This is a genomic window from Methylobacterium sp. J-043 (genome assembly GCF_022829505.1).
Classification (GTDB): Bacteria; Pseudomonadota; Alphaproteobacteria; order Rhizobiales; family Beijerinckiaceae; genus Methylobacterium; species Methylobacterium extorquens_A.
The window spans coordinates 590,552-606,703 of record NZ_JAKSYB010000063.1; the positions used below are offsets into that span (position 1 = coordinate 590,552).

The 16,152-nt window shown below is 71.8% G+C and carries 15 protein-coding genes; 14 read left to right on the forward strand and 1 reads right to left on the reverse strand.

Annotation, left to right across the window (positions count from 1 at the left end; genetic code table 11):
- Positions 1–22: 22 nt before the first annotated feature.
- The 14 genes from MKK50_RS20760 to MKK50_RS20825 all read left to right on the forward strand — a co-directional run bounded on the left by MKK50_RS20760 (position 23) and on the right by MKK50_RS20825 (position 15,243).
- Positions 23–796 carry a CbtA family protein gene (locus MKK50_RS20760; protein ID WP_499025006.1) on the forward strand — a complete coding sequence of 258 codons (774 nt, stop codon included), beginning with the start codon at positions 23–25 and terminating at the stop codon, positions 794–796.
- On the forward strand, positions 789–1,196 hold the full coding sequence (locus tag MKK50_RS20765) for a DUF1636 family protein (RefSeq protein WP_499025007.1): 408 nt from the start codon (positions 789–791) through the stop codon (positions 1,194–1,196). The genes MKK50_RS20760 and MKK50_RS20765 overlap by 8 nt, the downstream gene beginning before the upstream one ends.
- Positions 1,193–2,227, forward strand: a complete 1,035-nt coding sequence (gene cobW / locus MKK50_RS20770) for a cobalamin biosynthesis protein CobW (protein WP_499025008.1) — start codon at positions 1,193–1,195, stop codon at positions 2,225–2,227. The genes MKK50_RS20765 and cobW overlap by 4 nt, the downstream gene beginning before the upstream one ends.
- Positions 2,224–3,120: a DUF4349 domain-containing protein gene (locus tag MKK50_RS20775; protein WP_499025009.1), complete on the forward strand. Its 897-nt coding sequence runs from the start codon at positions 2,224–2,226 to the stop codon at positions 3,118–3,120. The genes cobW and MKK50_RS20775 overlap by 4 nt, the downstream gene beginning before the upstream one ends.
- Before the next feature lie 13 nt (positions 3,121–3,133).
- Positions 3,134–6,643: a cobaltochelatase subunit CobN gene (gene cobN, locus MKK50_RS20780; RefSeq protein ID WP_499025010.1), complete on the forward strand. Its 3,510-nt coding sequence runs from the start codon at positions 3,134–3,136 to the stop codon at positions 6,641–6,643.
- Positions 6,640–7,917 (forward strand): precorrin-3B synthase, encoded by a 1,278-nt coding sequence (gene cobG / locus MKK50_RS20785; protein WP_499025012.1) that lies wholly within the window; start codon positions 6,640–6,642, stop codon positions 7,915–7,917. Before cobN ends, cobG begins: the two co-directional genes overlap by 4 nt.
- Positions 7,914–8,546: a precorrin-8X methylmutase gene (locus MKK50_RS20790; RefSeq protein WP_499025014.1), complete on the forward strand. Its 633-nt coding sequence runs from the start codon at positions 7,914–7,916 to the stop codon at positions 8,544–8,546. The genes cobG and MKK50_RS20790 overlap by 4 nt, the downstream gene beginning before the upstream one ends.
- Positions 8,546–9,343 (forward strand): precorrin-2 C(20)-methyltransferase, encoded by a 798-nt coding sequence (locus tag MKK50_RS20795; RefSeq protein ID WP_499025017.1) that lies wholly within the window; start codon positions 8,546–8,548, stop codon positions 9,341–9,343. Before MKK50_RS20790 ends, MKK50_RS20795 begins: the two co-directional genes overlap by 1 nt.
- Positions 9,340–10,113, forward strand: a complete 774-nt coding sequence (cobJ, locus tag MKK50_RS20800) for a precorrin-3B C(17)-methyltransferase (RefSeq protein ID WP_499025018.1) — start codon at positions 9,340–9,342, stop codon at positions 10,111–10,113. Before MKK50_RS20795 ends, cobJ begins: the two co-directional genes overlap by 4 nt.
- Before the next feature lie 424 nt (positions 10,114–10,537).
- Positions 10,538–10,966 carry a hypothetical protein gene (locus tag MKK50_RS20805; protein ID WP_499025019.1) on the forward strand — a complete coding sequence of 143 codons (429 nt, stop codon included), beginning with the start codon at positions 10,538–10,540 and terminating at the stop codon, positions 10,964–10,966.
- Positions 10,929–12,194 carry a DNA-packaging protein gene (locus MKK50_RS20810; protein WP_499025021.1) on the forward strand — a complete coding sequence of 422 codons (1,266 nt, stop codon included), beginning with the start codon at positions 10,929–10,931 and terminating at the stop codon, positions 12,192–12,194. The genes MKK50_RS20805 and MKK50_RS20810 overlap by 38 nt, the downstream gene beginning before the upstream one ends.
- 47 nt (positions 12,195–12,241) lie before the next feature.
- Positions 12,242–13,414 (forward strand): phage portal protein, encoded by a 1,173-nt coding sequence (locus MKK50_RS20815; protein WP_499025022.1) that lies wholly within the window; start codon positions 12,242–12,244, stop codon positions 13,412–13,414.
- 57 nt (positions 13,415–13,471) lie between these two features.
- On the forward strand, positions 13,472–13,942 hold the full coding sequence (locus tag MKK50_RS20820; RefSeq protein ID WP_253373617.1) for an HK97 family phage prohead protease: 471 nt from the start codon (positions 13,472–13,474) through the stop codon (positions 13,940–13,942).
- Positions 13,943–13,974: 32 nt separating this feature from the next.
- Positions 13,975–15,243, forward strand: a complete 1,269-nt coding sequence (locus tag MKK50_RS20825; RefSeq protein WP_499025024.1) for a phage major capsid protein — start codon at positions 13,975–13,977, stop codon at positions 15,241–15,243.
- Positions 15,244–15,249: 6 nt separating this feature from the next.
- Here the strand turns inward: MKK50_RS20825 and MKK50_RS20830 are convergent, their stop codons facing one another.
- Complete coding sequence (locus MKK50_RS20830) at positions 15,250–16,098, reverse strand: S1 family peptidase (protein ID WP_253373619.1); 849 nt, start codon at positions 16,096–16,098, stop codon at positions 15,250–15,252.
- Positions 16,099–16,152: the final 54 nt, after the last annotated feature.

The window sequence follows — 16,152 nt, forward strand, 5'->3', positions numbered from 1 at the left end:
TCCAGCGGCTTCAAGCCCTTCCATGATCACTCGATTGCTGTCGGCGGCGCTCGTCGCCGGCTTCCTCGCGTCCGTCGTCGCGACGGGCCTTCAGCTCGCGCTGACCTCCCCGCTGATCCTTCAGGCGGAGACTTATGAGGGCGAGGGGGCGCATGCCGCCCTCACACCGACAACCGACGCCCCCTTCGCGGCCTTGATCATACCGGCCCACGCGCCGTCCCAGCACAGTCATGGCGAAGGCGGGCACGACCACGGCAAGGCCGACGAGTGGCAGCCCGCACCGGGCCTTCAGCGCATGGCCTTCACCGGTCTCGCGACGCTGGTCGGCGGCGTCGGCTACGCGCTGCTGCTCGCGGCGGTGATGCTAGCGCTTCGCCGCGAGCCGACCCCGCAGGGCGGCCTCGTCGTCGGCATCGCCGGCTTCCTCGCGGTGGCGCTGGCCCCCGCCATCGGCCTGCCGCCGGAACTGCCGGGCATGGGCGCCGCACCGCTCGTGCTGCGCCAGGCGTGGTGGCTGATGACGGTGGTGGCGACCGGGCTCGGCCTCTACCTGATCGCCGTGCGGCGGGTGCCGCTGACGATCCTGGGCGGCCTCGTCCTCATCGTCGCCCCGCATCTCGCGGGCGCGCCGCAATCGATCGACACGGTCTCCTCGCAGGTGCCGCCGGCCACGGCCGCGCAGTTCGCCGCGCGCTCGCTCGCCATCGGCTTCGTGTTCTGGGCGGTGATCGGGCTGGCCTATGGCTGGGCCTGGGGCCTGTTCGGCCGCGAGGCGGGTGCCCGCGCGAATGCCTGATTCGGACACCGCCATCCTGTCGGTCTGCACCACCTGCCGCGCGGCGGGCGATGCCTCCGAGCCGCGCGCCGGGGCCAGGCTGCTGGCCGCCTTGCATGCGGAGGCCGGGCGCGCGCCCGTGCCGGGCCTGACGATCGAGGGGGCCGAGTGCCTCTCGGTCTGTAAGCGGCCCTGCACCGTGGCGGTCGCCTCACCGAACCGCTGGACCTACGTCTACGGCGACTTCGACGCGCTCGAAGACCCCGATACCGCCGCCCACACCATCCTGGCGGGTCTGCGCCGCTACCTCGAAACCCCCGACGGCGTCGTGCCCTGGCGCGAGCGGCCGGAGGCGTTTCGCAAGGGCGTCGTGGCCCGCATCCCGCCGCTCAAGGCGGCCCGAGGGGAGACCCCATCATGAGCCTCGTCGAAAAGATTCCCTGCACCATCGTCACCGGCTTCCTCGGGGCCGGCAAGACGACGCTCGTGCGCCACACCGTCGAGAACGCCCGCGGGCGCCGGCTCGCGATCATCGTCAACGAGTTCGGCGATCTCGGCTTCGACGGCTCGTTCCTCGCCGCCTGCGGCATCGAGGGCTGCAACGAGGATTCGGTGGTGGAGCTGCCCAACGGCTGCATCTGCTGCACGGTCGCCGACGACTTCGTGCCGGCGCTGACCAAGCTTCTCGACCGGCCCGAGCCGCCGGAGCATATCCTGATCGAGACCTCCGGCCTCGCCCTGCCCAAGCCCCTGGTTCAGGCGTTCCAGTGGCCGGCGATCCGCTCGCGGGTCACCGTGGACGGCGTGGTCGCGGTGGTGGACGGCCCGGCGGTCGCCGCGGGGATGTTCGCCGAGGACCCCGAGGCGCTCGCCAACCAGCGCGCGGCCGACCAATCGGTCGATCACGACAACCCGCTGGAGGAGGTGTTCGAGGACCAGATCCTCTGCGCCGACCTCGTGGTGCTCAACAAGGCCGACCTGCTCGACGAGGCCGGACGCCAGAAGGTCCGAGCCGAGATCGAGGCGCATCTGCCGCGCGCCGTCGAGATCGTCGCGACCGAGCACGGCCGGCTCGACCCGCGGGTCCTGCTCGGCATCGGTGCGGGGGCGGAAGACGACCTCGACGCCCGCCCCTCGCATCACGGCGAGGGCGAGGATCACGACCACGACGATTTCGAATCGGTCGCGATCCCGGTCGGCATCGCCGGCAGCCCGGAAGATCTCTCCGCCCGCGTGGAGAAGGCCGCCGAGACCGAGGGCGTGTTGCGGATCAAGGGCTTTGCCGAGGTGAAGGGCAAGCCGATGCGCCTCGTGGTGCAGGGCGTCGGCCGGCGCGTCGCCTCTCATTACGACCGCCCGTGGAAGGGTTCGGAGCCGCGCGACGGACGCCTCGTCGTCATCGGCCTCAAAGGCTTCGATCAGGCTGCGGTCGCCGCCGCCCTGCGCGGATGAGCCGGGGCGCGGCCGCAGGCCGGCTGCCGCGCGGGCTTTGGCTCGCGGTCCCCGTCCTCGCCCTTCTCGCCGGCTGCTCCGACAGCCGGCGCGAGGCAGACGCGGAGATGCGGATGGCCCAGGCCCCTGCGCCCGCGCCCTTCGTCTCCGCCGCGCGTGAGGGAAGCGCGGCCAAGCTCGCCTATCGCCACGACCTCACCGTCGGCCTCGGGCCGGACCGGGTGGCCCCGCACTTCGCCGCCGCCCGCGACCGCTGCCTCGGCGAGACCGCGACCTGCACGCTGCTGAATTCCTCGATCCGGGACGGCAACGGCGCGAGCCCGCCGCAGGCGCAGATCGAGGTGCGGCTGCCGCACGCCGCGGTCGCCGCCTACGTCGCCTTCGTCACCGGTCCGCTGCCGGGCGAGGCGGCGGGCGACGTCGTGCTGATCGAGCAGGCGACCCGCGCCGAGGATCTGACGGCCTCGATTGCCGATACCGGCCGGCGGCTGACCCAGCTCAACGACTACCGCACCCGCCTGACCGCGCTCGCCGAGAAGCCGGACAACCGGGCCGAGGATCTGATCAAGATCGCGGGCGAGCTGGCGCAGGTCCAGAGCCAGATCGAGGAGTCGGAAGGGACGCGCCGCGGGCTCGACGAGCGCGTGGACACCGAGATCGTCACGGTGGACTTCCGCACCAGCCGGGCGCGGGCCGGCGCCTTCGCTCCGGTGCAGGAGGTCTGGGCCCGCAGCGGCCCGATCCTCGGCGAGAGCGCGGCCTCTGCCCTCCGCTTCACCGTCGCCAGCCTGCCCTGGCTGCCGGTTGTCCTTTTTGCCGCCTTGCTCCTCCGGCTGGTCTGGCGCATCCGGCGCAAGCGGGCCCATCCGGCTCGCGTCCCGTTGGAGCCGTGAGGGCGCCCGCGCCATGCACCTGATCCGCCTCGATACGGTCTCCCTCGACGAGGGCGAGGCGGCGGTCGATCTCGGCCAGAGCCCCGGCGAGATCGTCTTTTTGTCATTTACCGATACGGACCTCGCGGCCGTCGCCCGTGCACACGCAGCCGAGCCCGGCCTGCCGTCGCTGCGGCTCGCCAAGATGGCGCAACTGCGCCACCCGATGTCGGTCGATCTCTACGTCGATGCGGTGATCGCCCGCGCGACGGTCTGCGTCATCCGCTGCCTCGGCGGGCTCGACTATTGGCGCTACGGCATTGAGCGCGTTGCGGCGGCGGCACGGGCGCAGGGTGTCAAACTCGCCGTTTTGCCCGGCGACGACCGGCCGGACCCGCGCCTCGACGCCTTCTCGACGCTGCCGCCGGAGACCTGCATCCGCCTCGACGCCTATTTTCGTGCGGGCGGCCCGGAGAACCTGAAGAACCTGCTGCGCACCCTCGCGGCGGAGGCTGGCGCCGCCTTCGAGGCCGCACCGCCGCAGGCGCTGCCGCGCGGCTTCGCGTGGTGCCCCGGCTGCGGGCCGCTCTCCCTCGAGACGGCGATGCAAGCCGCCGGGCCGGGGCCCCTGGCGCTGCTGCTGGTCTATCGCTCGGCGATCCTCTCCGGCGAGACGGCGCCGGCCGTGGGGCTCGCCGCCGCGCTGACCGAGCGCGGCATCGGCAGCGTCACGCTCGCCGTGTCGAGCCTGAAGGACCCGGAGGCCGTCGCCGTCCTTCGCGCGGCCCTGGCCCTGCGCCGGCCCGACATCGTGCTCGCGGCCACCGCCTTCTCGGCCCGCGACGATGCCGGCTTCGTGCTCGACGCTGCCGATTGCCCCGTGCTCCAGGCCTACACGATCGGCGCCCCGCGCTCGGCCTGGGCGGCCTCGGGCCGCGGCATGAACGCCTCCGACCTCGCCATGCAGGTGGCGTTGCCGGAATTCGACGGACGGCTCTCGGGCTTCCCGATCTCGTTCAAGGAGGAAGCGGAGGCGGTCGAGGGCTTTTCGGAGCGCCGTGCGGTGCCCGATCCCGCCGGCATCGCCGCGCTTGCCGAGCGCGCCGCTGCCTGGATCCGCCTGCGTCGCACGCCGCGCGACCAGCGCCGGCTGGCGATGGTGCTGTCCGATTACCCCGCCCGCGGGGGTCGCGCCGGCTACGCGGTCGGCCTCGACACGCCGGACAGCGCCCGCGCCATCGCCGCCGACCTCGCCGCAGCGGGCTTTGCCGCGGGCGAATTGCCGGGGGCGGGCGCGCTGATGGACGCGCTCACCGCCGATGAGCCGGGTTTCGCCGTACCGCTCGCCGATTACGCAGCGTGGTTCGAAGGCTTGCCGAATGAGCGCCGGGCGGAACTCACCGAGCGCTGGGGCGCGCCGGAGGACGATCCGGTCTGCCGCGACGGGGCCTTCCGGTTCCGGATGGTGCGTGCTGCCGCAACCGGCACCCCCTCTTCCCGCACGCGGGGAGAGGGTCGCGACGACCTCGTCGTCGGCGCGACGAGCGGTAGCGGGGGTGAGGGGGCGATTACAGGAGAGCCTCCTTCTGAGCCGCCCCCTCATCCTCGGCTGCCGCCTCGCTTCGGCGACGACGGGGTCGCCGAAGCCCTCTCCCCGCGTGCGGGGAGAGGGGATGCGCGTGAAGCCGAGCGCGGAGAACTGACTCTCTTCCTCCAACCCAACCGCGGCCGGAGCACCGACCGCAAGGCCGGCTACCACGACCCCGACGAACCGCCGACCCACGCCTACCTCGCGTTCTACCTGGGCCTGCGCAAAAACTTCGACGCGCTGATCCATCTCGGCACCCACGGCACCACCGAGTGGCTGCCCGGCAAGGCGGTGGCGCTCTCAGGCACATGCTGGCCGGCGCTCGCCGTCGGGGCGCTGCCGGTGGTCTATCCCTTCATCGTCGACGATCCCGGCGAGGCCGCGCCGCTGAAGCGCCGGCTCGGCGGCATCGCCCTCGGGCACCTCACCCCCACGATCGACGCCGCCGGCCTGACGCCCGAGGCCGCGGCGCTGCGCGAACTCGTCGAAGAGTATTCCGCCGCGAGCGTGCTCGATCCGCGCCGGGCCGGGCTGATCGCCACGGCGATCCTCGACGAGGCGGCCTCCGCGGGCCTGCTCGAAGGCGCGGGCGTTGATGGCGACACGCCGATGGCGGACGCCCTCACCGCGCTCGATGCGCATCTGTGCGACCTCGGCGAGACCCCGTTCCGCGATGGCCTGCACGTGTTCGGCCGCGCCCCCGCCGACGCCTCCGAGCCGGTTCGCGCCAGTGCCGAGGCGGAGCGCGCCGCGCTGGTCACGGCGCTGGACGGCCGCTTCGTCGCGCCAGGCCCCGCCGGCTCGCCCTCGCGCGGGCGCCTCGACGTGATGCCGACCGGCCGCAACCTGACGACCCTCGACCCGCGCGCCCTGCCGACCCGCGCCGCGACGATGCTCGGCGCCAAGGCGGCCGACGCCGTGGTGCGGCGCTACCTTCAGGACGAGGGCGAGTACCCGGCCCGCATCGTCATGGATCTCTGGGCCTCGCCGACGCTCCGCACCGGCGGCGAGGATGTGGCGCATGCCCTCGCCCTGATGGGCGTGCGCCCGGTCTGGGACCACGCCTCGACCCGCGTCACCGGCTTCGAGGTGCTGCCGCTGGCCCTTCTCGACCGGCCGCGCATCGACGTGACCTGCCGCGTCTCCGGCGCGTTCCGCGATACCTTTCCCGAGACCCTGGCGCTGCTCGACCGCGCCGCCCGCGCCGTCGCCGCCCGCGAGGAGGAGGATGAGGAGAACCCACTCGCCGCCGCCCACCGCCGGGGTGAGTCCGCCGCCCGCATCTACGGCGCGGCCCCCGGCCGCTACGGGGCGGGCACGGCCGAGACCGCCCTCGACGGTGCCTGGGAGGGGCGGACCGACCTCGGCGCCGCCTATCTTGCCGCCACCACCCACGCCTACGGTGATGCGGAGGCGCCGGACTCGGATTTCGCCGCCCGCGTCGCGGCGGCGGACGCGTATGTCCACGCCTTCGATGTCGCCGAGCGCGACCTGCTCGATGGCGACGCGGCGGCGGACGCCATGGGCGGGTTCTTTGCCGCCGCGTCCGGGGAGGGGCGGGCGCCCGCGCTCTACAGCCTCGATGTCTCGAATCCGGAGGCGCCGCACACCCGCACCGCCCGCGAGGACATCGCCCGGCTGATCCGCGGCCGGCTCGGCCACCCGCGCTGGATCGCGGCGCAGCTCCGCCACGGCTACCGCGGCGCGCAGGAGTTCGCGCAAGGGATCGACGCGGTGTTCGTGCTCGCCGCCGCGACCGATGCGGTGTCGAGCGCCGACCTCGACCGGCTCTACGGCGCCTGGATCGCCGATCCGGAGACGTTCGACGCCCTGAAGGCGGCCAACGCGGAGGCGACCCGCGCCATCCTCGAGCGCTTCGACGACTTGCGCGCCCGCGGCCTGTGGCAGAGCCGGCGCAACGCGGCGCCTGCCGACGAAATGATGGCCGCCGAATGAGCGCGCGCCGCATGCTGCCGGAGGGCGCCCGCCGCGGCTGGTGCCCCTCGCTCGCCCGGCCGATGCCGACCGGCGACGGATTGCTCGCCCGCATCCACCCGCCGCTCGGGCGCCTGACGCCGACGCAGTTGCGCGCGGTGGCGGAGGGCGCGCGTGCTCACGGCAACGGCCATATCGACGTGACGGCCCGCGGCAACCTCCAGATCCGCGGCGTCAGCGAGGCGAGCGCGCCAGGGCTCGCCTGCGCCCTGGCGCAAGCCGGCCTCGGCGATACCCGTGACGATGGCGGCCCGCAGCGTCTGACGCTGACGGCGCCGCTCGCCGGCCTCGATCCCACGGAACGGATCGACGTGCCAGCGCTCGCCCGCGCGGTGGAGGCGGCGGGGCTCGGGGCGCCGGGTCTGCCTCCTAAGACGCTGGTGGCGATCGACGGCGGCGGCGCCCACGGCCTCGGTACGGTCGAGGCGGACTTCTTTCTGTTTGCCGAAGGGCCGGGGCAAGTGGCCTTCGGCCTCGCGACCGAAGACGGTCCCCTGCGCTGCGGCGTGCTGCCCGAGCGCCGGGCGGCGGGCGCCATCGGCCTTGCGCTCGCCGCCTTTGCCGAGATCGGTGGACGCCGGATACGCGACCTCGACGCCCACGAGCGGGCCGTGATCGCCGCGGCAGCCGGCTTCTTCCCGTTCGAACTGACGCCGCTCGCACCGGCTCCTGCGCCTGCCGCGCCGGGGCTCGCCGCCTTGAGCGCGGACAGAGCAGCACTTCTCGTCCAGGCGCCGTTCGGCCGCTGCACCGCCGACCGGCTGGAGCGGGTCGCCGCGCTTGCGGGAGCGGAGGACGTGCGACTGAGCGCCGAGCGCGGCCTCGCCCTCGTCACGCCCCGCCCCGCCGCCCTCCAGGCCGAATTGGCGCGGGCCGGCTTCATCGTGACGCCGGACGATCCGCGCCGCAGGGTCGCCGCCTGCCCCGGCGCTCCGGCCTGTCGCTCCGGCACGACGCCGGTGCCCGACCACGCCGCCCGGCTGGCGCAGGCGCTGGCACCGCTGGCCGGGCTCACCGCTCATGTCTCGGGCTGCGCCAAGGGCTGCGCCCATCCCGGCCCCGCCGACCTCACCCTGGTGGGCCGCGACGGCGCCTACGACGTGGTGCTCGCCGGGCCCCCCTCTGCCGAGCCGGCAACGCGTCTCGCTTTCGAGGCGGCGCTGGACCGGATAAGGAAGGCCGCAGACGCCGGGCTTCCGGCGCTGGACCCCGTGTTTCAGGACGACGTGAGATGAGTGCCCGCCACGACTACATCCGCGACGGCGGCGCGATCTACGCGCGCTCCTTCGCGATGATCCGCGCCGAATCCGACCTCGTCCGCTGGTCCGGCGCGGCCGAGCGCGTGGTGGTGCGGATGATCCATGCCTGCGGCATGACCGACCTGCCGCGCGACGTGGAGATGTCGGACGATTTCGCCGCGGCCGGCGAGGCGGCTTTGAAGGCCGGCGCGCCGATCCTGTGCGACGTGCGCATGGTCGCCGACGGCGTGACCCGCACCCGGCTGCCGGCGAAGAACGAGGTGGTCTGCACGCTCGGCGATCCGCGCGTGCCGGGGCTGGCGGCGGAGATGGCCACCACCCGCTCGGCCGCGGCGATGGAGCTGTGGCGGGAAAAGCTGCCCGGTAGCATCGTTGCCGTCGGCAACGCGCCAACCGCCCTGTTCCGCCTGCTCGAACTGTTGGACGAGGGTGTCGCACCCCCGGCGGCGGTGATCGGCATCCCCGTCGGCTTCGTCGGCGCGGCGGAATCCAAGGATGCGCTGGCGCGGGACGGGCGCGTGCCCTTCGTCGTGGTCCACGGCCGCCGCGGCGGCAGCGCAATGACGGCGGCCGCCGTCAACGCCCTCGCGAACGAGATCGAGTGATGGAGGGGAGCGTGCGCATCGACGCGCCGGGCGAGACCACGGAGGGCGCGGGCGAGACCCCCGCCGCGGCCAGAACCGGTACGCTCTACGGCGTCGGCATGGGGCCGGGCGATCCCGATTTCCTCACCGTGAAGGCGATGCGGGTGCTCGAGCACGCCCCCGTGCTCGTCCACTTCTGCAAGCGGGGCAAGCGCGGCAACGCCCGCACCATCGCCGACGCGGTGATGCGTGATCCGACCCGCGAATTTCCGCTGGCCTATCCCTACACGACCGAGCTTCACCCCGATCACCCGGAATACGTCTCGGCCCTGGCCGGCTTCTACGACGAAGCGGCGGGACGGCTCGCCGACCATCTCGGCGCGGGCCGCGACGTGGCGATCCTGTCGGAGGGTGATCCCTTCTTCTACGGCTCGTTCATGCATCTGTGGCGCCGGCTGAAGGACCGCTTCCCCGTCGAGGTGATCCCCGGCGTCACCGGCATGTCCGGCTGCTGGACGCGGGCCGGCACCCCGATCACCTGGGGCGACGACGTGCTCACCATCCTGCCGGCGACGCTGCCGCGCGAGGCCCTGGTGGAGCGGCTGAAGGGCACGGATGCCGCCGTCATCATGAAGCTCGGCCGCCACCTGCCGAAGGTGCGCGGCGTGCTGGCCGAGACCGGCTTTCTCGCCCGCGCGGTCTATGTCGAGCGCGGCACCATGGCCGGCGAGCGGGTGGTGCCGCTGGCCGAGAAGGCGGACGACGTCGCGCCCTACTTCTCGATGGTGCTGGTGCCCGGCGAGGGCCGCCGCCCGTGAGCGCGCCGGAAAAGGGTGAGGGGAGCGTCACGATCATCGGCCTCGGGCCGGGTGATCCGCGCCTGCTCACTGAATCGGCCCGCGACGCCCTCGACCGGGCGCAGGACCTGATCGGCTACATCCCCTACGTCGCCCGCGTGCCGGAGCGCGAGGGTCTGATCCGTCACGCCAGCGACAACCGGGTCGAGGTGGACCGCGCCCGGCATGCTCTTGAACTCGCCGTGGCCGGCCGGCATGTCGCCGTGGTCTCGGGCGGCGATCCCGGCGTGTTCGCCATGGCAGCCGCCGTGTTCGAGGCGGTCGAGCACGGACCGGCGCATTGGCGCGATCTCGATATTCAGGTTGAGCCCGGCATCACCGCGATGCTCGCCGCCGCCGCCCGCCTCGGCGCACCGCTCGGCGGCGATTTCTGCGCGATTTCGCTGTCGGACAACCTCAAGCCCTGGGAGGTCGTGACCGCCCGGCTGGAGGCGGTGTTGCGGGCAGGGCTCAGCGTCGCCCTCTACAATCCGATCTCGTCGGCGCGGCCATGGCAACTCGGCCGGGCGCTGGCGCTCGCCGCCGAAATCCTGCCTGCCACGACGCCGGTAATCTTCGCCCGCGCCGTGACCCGGCCCGACGAAGCGCTGCGGGTGCTGACGCTGGACGAGGCCTGCACCGCGCCGGCCGACATGGCGACCATGGTCATCATCGGCGCAGCCACGACGCGGTTGATCGAGCGGGAAGGGCGCCTGCCCTTCGTCTACACGCCGCGGAGCGTCACGCTCTGACGCGGACACCTCCGCAGCGTGTTCCTTCAATCGAGGGATGTGTGGTTCCGAAGATTCGAGCCTTCGATGCCAGCGCGGCCCGGCTTTAGAACACGTTGAAGAACCACAACAGAAGAATGATCGGCAGCGGGATGCCAATCAGCCAGAGAAGTCCACCTTTGAGCATGGTGCTGTCTCCCTTAGTATGGAGGCGGTGACGCGCACTCCTTCGCTTATCTACGGATGAGGCTCGGTTGGCGTTCCTGGTCTATGGAAAAATTCATATCGGACCCTGTCCGGAATGCTGGCAGTCGCACACCGTAGGGTCGTCCGTTTCGGACCAAATTCCTCTATTGCGTCAAAAATAGGAATTTATAGATTGACACCGCGACGCTCCTCGTGTAGGTAAAGGGCACGCTCGAGAAGTGTGGATGGAGACACCGCGATGCCGGAACCCTCCGAGCCACACGGTGAACCCACGCCGGGTGTCCCTTCGAAGCCAAGTCCCAAGACAGCCCGCAAGCGTGCGCCGAATGCCCGGCGGCTGCAGGCGCAGTTGCGCGCGCATATCGAGCGACAGATCGCACGCTTCGATGCTGCGCTCGATGCCGAAGTGTCGCCCGCCGGGTTCGATTCCGGGAAAGTGCTGCGCGATCTCGGCGGCCTGAAGAACATGCTCGACGACATGAAGGCGGCCGACCGGGCCGCGCGGCAGGGAGGGACGGATGGTGCGGCCGGCCGACCACCCCTGCACGCCTCCGACCTCGTGGCGATGCGCACGGATATCGCGCGCCGCTATGCTGCATTCGCGGCGATGGAGCCGGACGACGGCGTTCTTGACCCGTCTCTCACCGGACCATCTGCGCCTGCTTGAGGCCGATTGGCTTCACATTGCGCGGCACGACCAGCTTCCGCCGGCGGGAAGCTGGACAACCTGGGCGGTGATCGGCGGGCGCGGCTCCGGCAAGACCCGGACCGGCGCCGAATGGGTGCGCGGCCTTGCCCTCGGCGATCCGGTCTTCTCGCCGGAGCCGGTGGAGCGGATCGCGCTTGTTGGCGAGACCTTCGCCGATGTGCGCGACGTGATGATCGAAGGCCCGTCTGGGCTTCTCGCCCTGCCGCGTCTCGGCGGCGCGCCGCCGGTCTGGCAGCCATCGCGGCGGCGGGTGGTGTTCGAAAACGGCGCGGTGGCGCTGGCCTTCTCGGCCGAGGAGCCAGATTCCCTGCGCGGCCCGCAATTCGGCGCCGTGTGGTCCGACGAGGTGGCCAAGTGGCGTGACGCCGAGGCCACCTACGACATGATTCAGTTCGGCCTGCGGCTCGGAACGCATCCGCGCGGTCTCGTCACCACGACACCGCGTCCGATGCCGTTGATCCGACGGCTGCTCACGGACCCGCGCACGGTGGTGACGCGCTCGCGCACCGCCGACAACGCACAGAACCTTGCGCCGAGTTTTTTGGAGGAGGTGGTCGGCCGCTATGCCGGCACCCGGCTTGGGCGGCAGGAACTCGACGGAGAACTGATCGAGGACCGGCCGGACGCCCTCTGGACCCGTGATTCCATCGAGCGGGGGCGCGTCTCCGAGGCGCCGCCGCTGCTGCGCATCGCCGTCGCCGTCGATCCGCCGGCCTCCTCCCGTGTTGGCGCCGATGCCTGCGGCATCGTCGCGGCCGGGTTTGCTGCCGATGGAACCGCCTATGTGCTGGCCGATGCGACCCTGGAACAGGCTGCACCTGCGGTGTGGGCGCGGGCTGCGCTGGCCCTGTACCACCGCTTGGCAGCCGACGTGCTGGTGGCCGAGGTCAACCAGGGCGGCGAGATGGTCGTCGCGGTGTTGGCGGAAGCCGACCCGAGCGTGCCCGTGGCGACGGTGCGGGCGACGCGGGGCAAGCTGCTGCGGGCCGAGCCGGTCTCGTTACTCTACGCCCAGGGGCGCGTCCGCCATGTCGGCCCGCTTCCGGCACTGGAGGACGAGATGTGTGCCTTCGGTCCCGGCGGTCTGCCCGGCGGCGGCTCGCCGGATCGGCTCGATGCGCTGGTTTGGGCGCTCACCCACCTGATGCTCGTGCCGTCGGTCGAGCCGCGCATCCGCCGGCTCTGAAGGTCCCGGTTAATTTCACGTGAAACATCGCAAGCGGGAGGCGTGCCATGCCTGGATTCATCGCGCGGCTCGCCAAGGCGGCCGGATTCGTCCCCAGCACGAAGGCGAGCGCGGCATTTGCCCTCTACGGCGAAGGCCGAGCGGTCTGGACGGCGCGAGATTACGCGGCTTTGGCTCGCGAGGGATTCCAGCGCAACGCCGTCGTCCACCGCTCGGTCCGGCTCGTCGCCGAGGCCGCGGCCTCACTGCCGCTGACGCTGGCCGGCGCCGAGGACGCGCATCCGTTGCTCGATTTGCTCGCCCGGCCCAACCCCCGCGAAGGCGGGATGCGCTTTCTCGACGGGATCTACGGACATCTCTTGGTATCCGGGAATGCGTATATCGAGGCGGTCGAGATCGATGGCCGGCCCCGAGAACTGTTCTCCCTGCGCCCGGACAGGATGCAGGTCGTAGCCGGCGCCGACGGCTGGCCCGCGGCTTACGAGTACGCCGTCGGCGGCCGGCGCATCCGTTACGAGCAGGCCGGCGCCGTGCCGCCGATCCTGCACCTGACGTTGTTCAATCCGCTCGACGACCATTACGGCCTCTCGCCGATGGAGGCGGCGGCGGTGCCGCTCGACATCCACAACGCGGCCGGCGCCTGGAACAAGGCGCTGCTCGACAACGCGGCGCGCCCCTCCGGCGCCTTGGTCTTCGCACCCTCGACCGGTGCGGCGTTGAGCGACACCCAGTTCACCCGGCTCAAGGCCGAGCTGGAGACGAGCTATCAGGGCAGCGCCAATGCCGGCCGTCCGCTCCTTCTCGACGGTGGGCTCGATTGGCGTCCGCTCTCGCTCTCACCGAAGGAGATGGACTTCGTCGAGGCGAAGGCGGCGGCTGCCCGCGAGATCGCGCTCGCCTTCGGCGTCCCGCCGCTGCTGCTCGGTCTTCCCGGAGACAACACCCACGCGAACTACGCCGAGGCCAACCGCGCCTTCTACCGCCAGACGGTGATCCCGCTGGTGCGCCGCACCGCCGATTCGCTCGCCCGCTGGTTGGAACCGGCCTTCGGCCCGGCGCGGTTGGAGCCGGATCTCGACGCGGTCGAGGCTCTCGCGACCGAGCGCGAGTCGCTCTGGCGCCGCGTGCAGGGCGCAGACTTCCTGTCGGTGGACGAGAAGCGTGAGGCCGTCGGTTACCCCGCGCAGGACGCGGGGCAAGGCACCGGCTCTTCGGTCTAAGGCCCCGGCGGGATTCGGGGCAAGCCCGTTCTTCACCTCTCTTTTCGAGGTCTTTCGATGGATGGCCATTTCACCGGCTACGCCAGCCTGTTCGGCGTGCCCGATCTCGGCCGCGACACCGTCGCGCCGGGGGCGTTTGCCACGAGCCTCGCCCGGCGGGGCGCGCGCGGGGTGCGGATGCTGTGGCAGCACGATCCGGCCGAGCCAATCGGCTCCTGGCTCTCCCTCAAGGAGGATGGACGGGGCCTGCACGTCGCCGGTCGGCTCAACCTCGCAGTTCAGCGCGCCCGCGAGATCGACGCGCTGATGCGCGAGGGCGCCCTCGATGGCCTCTCCATCGGCTTTCGCGTCGTGCGAGCGTCCCCTGAGCGCGGCGGACGTCGGTTGCTCGCCGTCGATCTCTGGGAGGTGTCGCTGGTGACCTTCCCGCTTCAGCCCGACGCGCGGGTGATCCGTGCCGCAGCACCCCGCCCCTTCGTCCCGCCACGCCTGCGCCTTGCGGCCCCGCCGCTCGCGGCGCGCGCCTGAGCCCTCCGTCTTCCTTCACCAACGAGGATGCCATGACCGAGATGCGTTTCGAGACCAAGGCCCCCACCGGCCTGCCCGAGAACAAGGCGGCGACCTTCGGCGCGGAAGCGGTGCTCGATGAGTTCGCCCGCGCCTTCGAGGCGTTCAAGGAGGCCAACGACGTCCGCCTCTCCGAGATCGAGACGCGGCTCACTGCGGATGTGGTGACGGAGGAGAAGCTCATCCGCATCGACGCCGCTCTCGATCAGGCGAAGAACCGCCTCGACCGGATCAGCCTCGACCGTGCCCGGCCGCCGCTCGGCGGGGCGGAGCCGGCGCGCGACGCCTCCACCACCGAGCACAAGGCGGCCTTCGACCTCTATGTCCGGGCCGGCGAGAGCGCCGGCCTCAAGCGGCTGGAGGAGAAGGCACTCTCCGCCGGGTCCGGGCCCGACGGCGGCTATCTCGTGCCGCCGACGATCGAGCGCGAGGTGCTGCGTCGGCTCGCTGAGATCTCGCCGATCCGCGCGATCGCCACGGTACGGGCTGTCTCCGGGGGGCAATACAAGCGCGCCGTCTCGGTCAACGGTCCCGCCGCGGGCTGGGTCGCCGAGACCGCGCCTCGGCCGCAGACCGACGCGCCGAGCCTGTCCGAGCTGAGTTTCCCGGCAATGGAACTCTACGCCATGCCGGCGGCGACCCAGACGCTGCTCGACGACGCGGTACTCGATATCGATGCGTGGCTCGCGGAGGAGGTCGAGACGGCGTTCGCCGAACAGGAGAGCGTCGCCTTCGTCACCGGCAACGGCGTCGGCCGGCCGAAGGGCTTTCTCAGCTACGACACCGTGGCCAATGCCAACTGGGCTTCGGGCAAGCTCGGCTTCGTCGCGACCGGTGCGGCCGGCGCTTTCCCCGCGAGCAACCCGAGCGACGTGCTGTTCGATCTGATCTACGCGCTCCGCGCCGGCTATCGCCAGGGCGCCAGCTTCGTGATGAACCGGCGGGTGCAGAGCGCGATCCGCAAGTTCAAGGACGCGGACGGCAACTACCTCTGGCAACCGCCGCTCGCCGCCGACCGGGCCGCGACGCTGATGGGCTTTCCGCTGGTCGAAGCCGAGGCGATGCCCGACATCGCCGCCGGCAACCATTCGATCGCCTTCGGCGACTTCAAGCGCGGCTACCTCGTCGTGGACCGCGTTGGGCTAAGAACCCTGCGCGATCCCTACTCCGCCAAGCCTTACGTGCTGTTCTACACCACCAAGCGTGTCGGCGGCGGCGTACAGGATTTCGCCGCGATCAAGCTGCTGCGGTTCGCCGCCTGATCGTTCTCAGTACATCCGCCGCCGGGCGGGCCGGGCCATCCATTCGGTGCGCCCGGCCTGCGCCGCGGCCATGTCGGCGGTCATCGCTTCCATCTCGGCGGTGCGCGAGGAGATCCAGCTCGCGTGCTCGCCGGTCGGGGTGACGGCGGTGAAGCCGCCGCAGGCGGTGCGGGCACGCCGGTCCTGGCGCATAGCGCCGCTCGACCAGCTCACCACGCCGACCATCTGGCCGCCGCGCAGGATCGGGCCGCCGGAATCGCCCAGGCATGCACCGGCGCCGGCGGTTTCGGCCATGCGCCGCGAGTCCGTCACGACCGTGACTCGGTTGGCGACTTGCAATGAGCCGATCGAGACGAGATGCGCCGTGCGCAGCGTCCGCGCGGTGTTGCGGCGGTTCTCGGCGAGCACGCCGAAGCCGGCGATGTCCACGTTGTCGCCCGTGGTGATCGAACCGCCGCGGGGATCGAGCGGGCGGAAGCCGGCGCCGACCGGTTGCTCCAGCTTGATCAGGGCGAGGTCGATGCCGGGCTGTTCCTCCGGCGTCGTGCCGGGGACGAATTCGGGATGCATCGAGACGGCGACCGCCCGCAGGCGGCGCTGGCGGAAGTTCGGATCGACCACGACCACGTTGTAGCCGGCCTTGTGCATCACGCAGTGAGCCGCCGTCAGCACTATGTCCTGCGCGATCAGGGTGCCCGAGCAGATCTCGCCCTGCGTGCTTTCGATGCGCACCACCGAGGCGCGAAGCCCGCCGGGATCGCGAGAGGTGCGACCCTCGACCACGGCGTGCGCCGAGAGGGGGACAAGACCCAGCAAGGCACCGAGCAGGCACGCGCGAAGGGGGCTCGCGACCATCTTTTCTGTTCTCCCAGGGCCCGGGCGCGGTGCGCCGGATTCCATGAACGAATC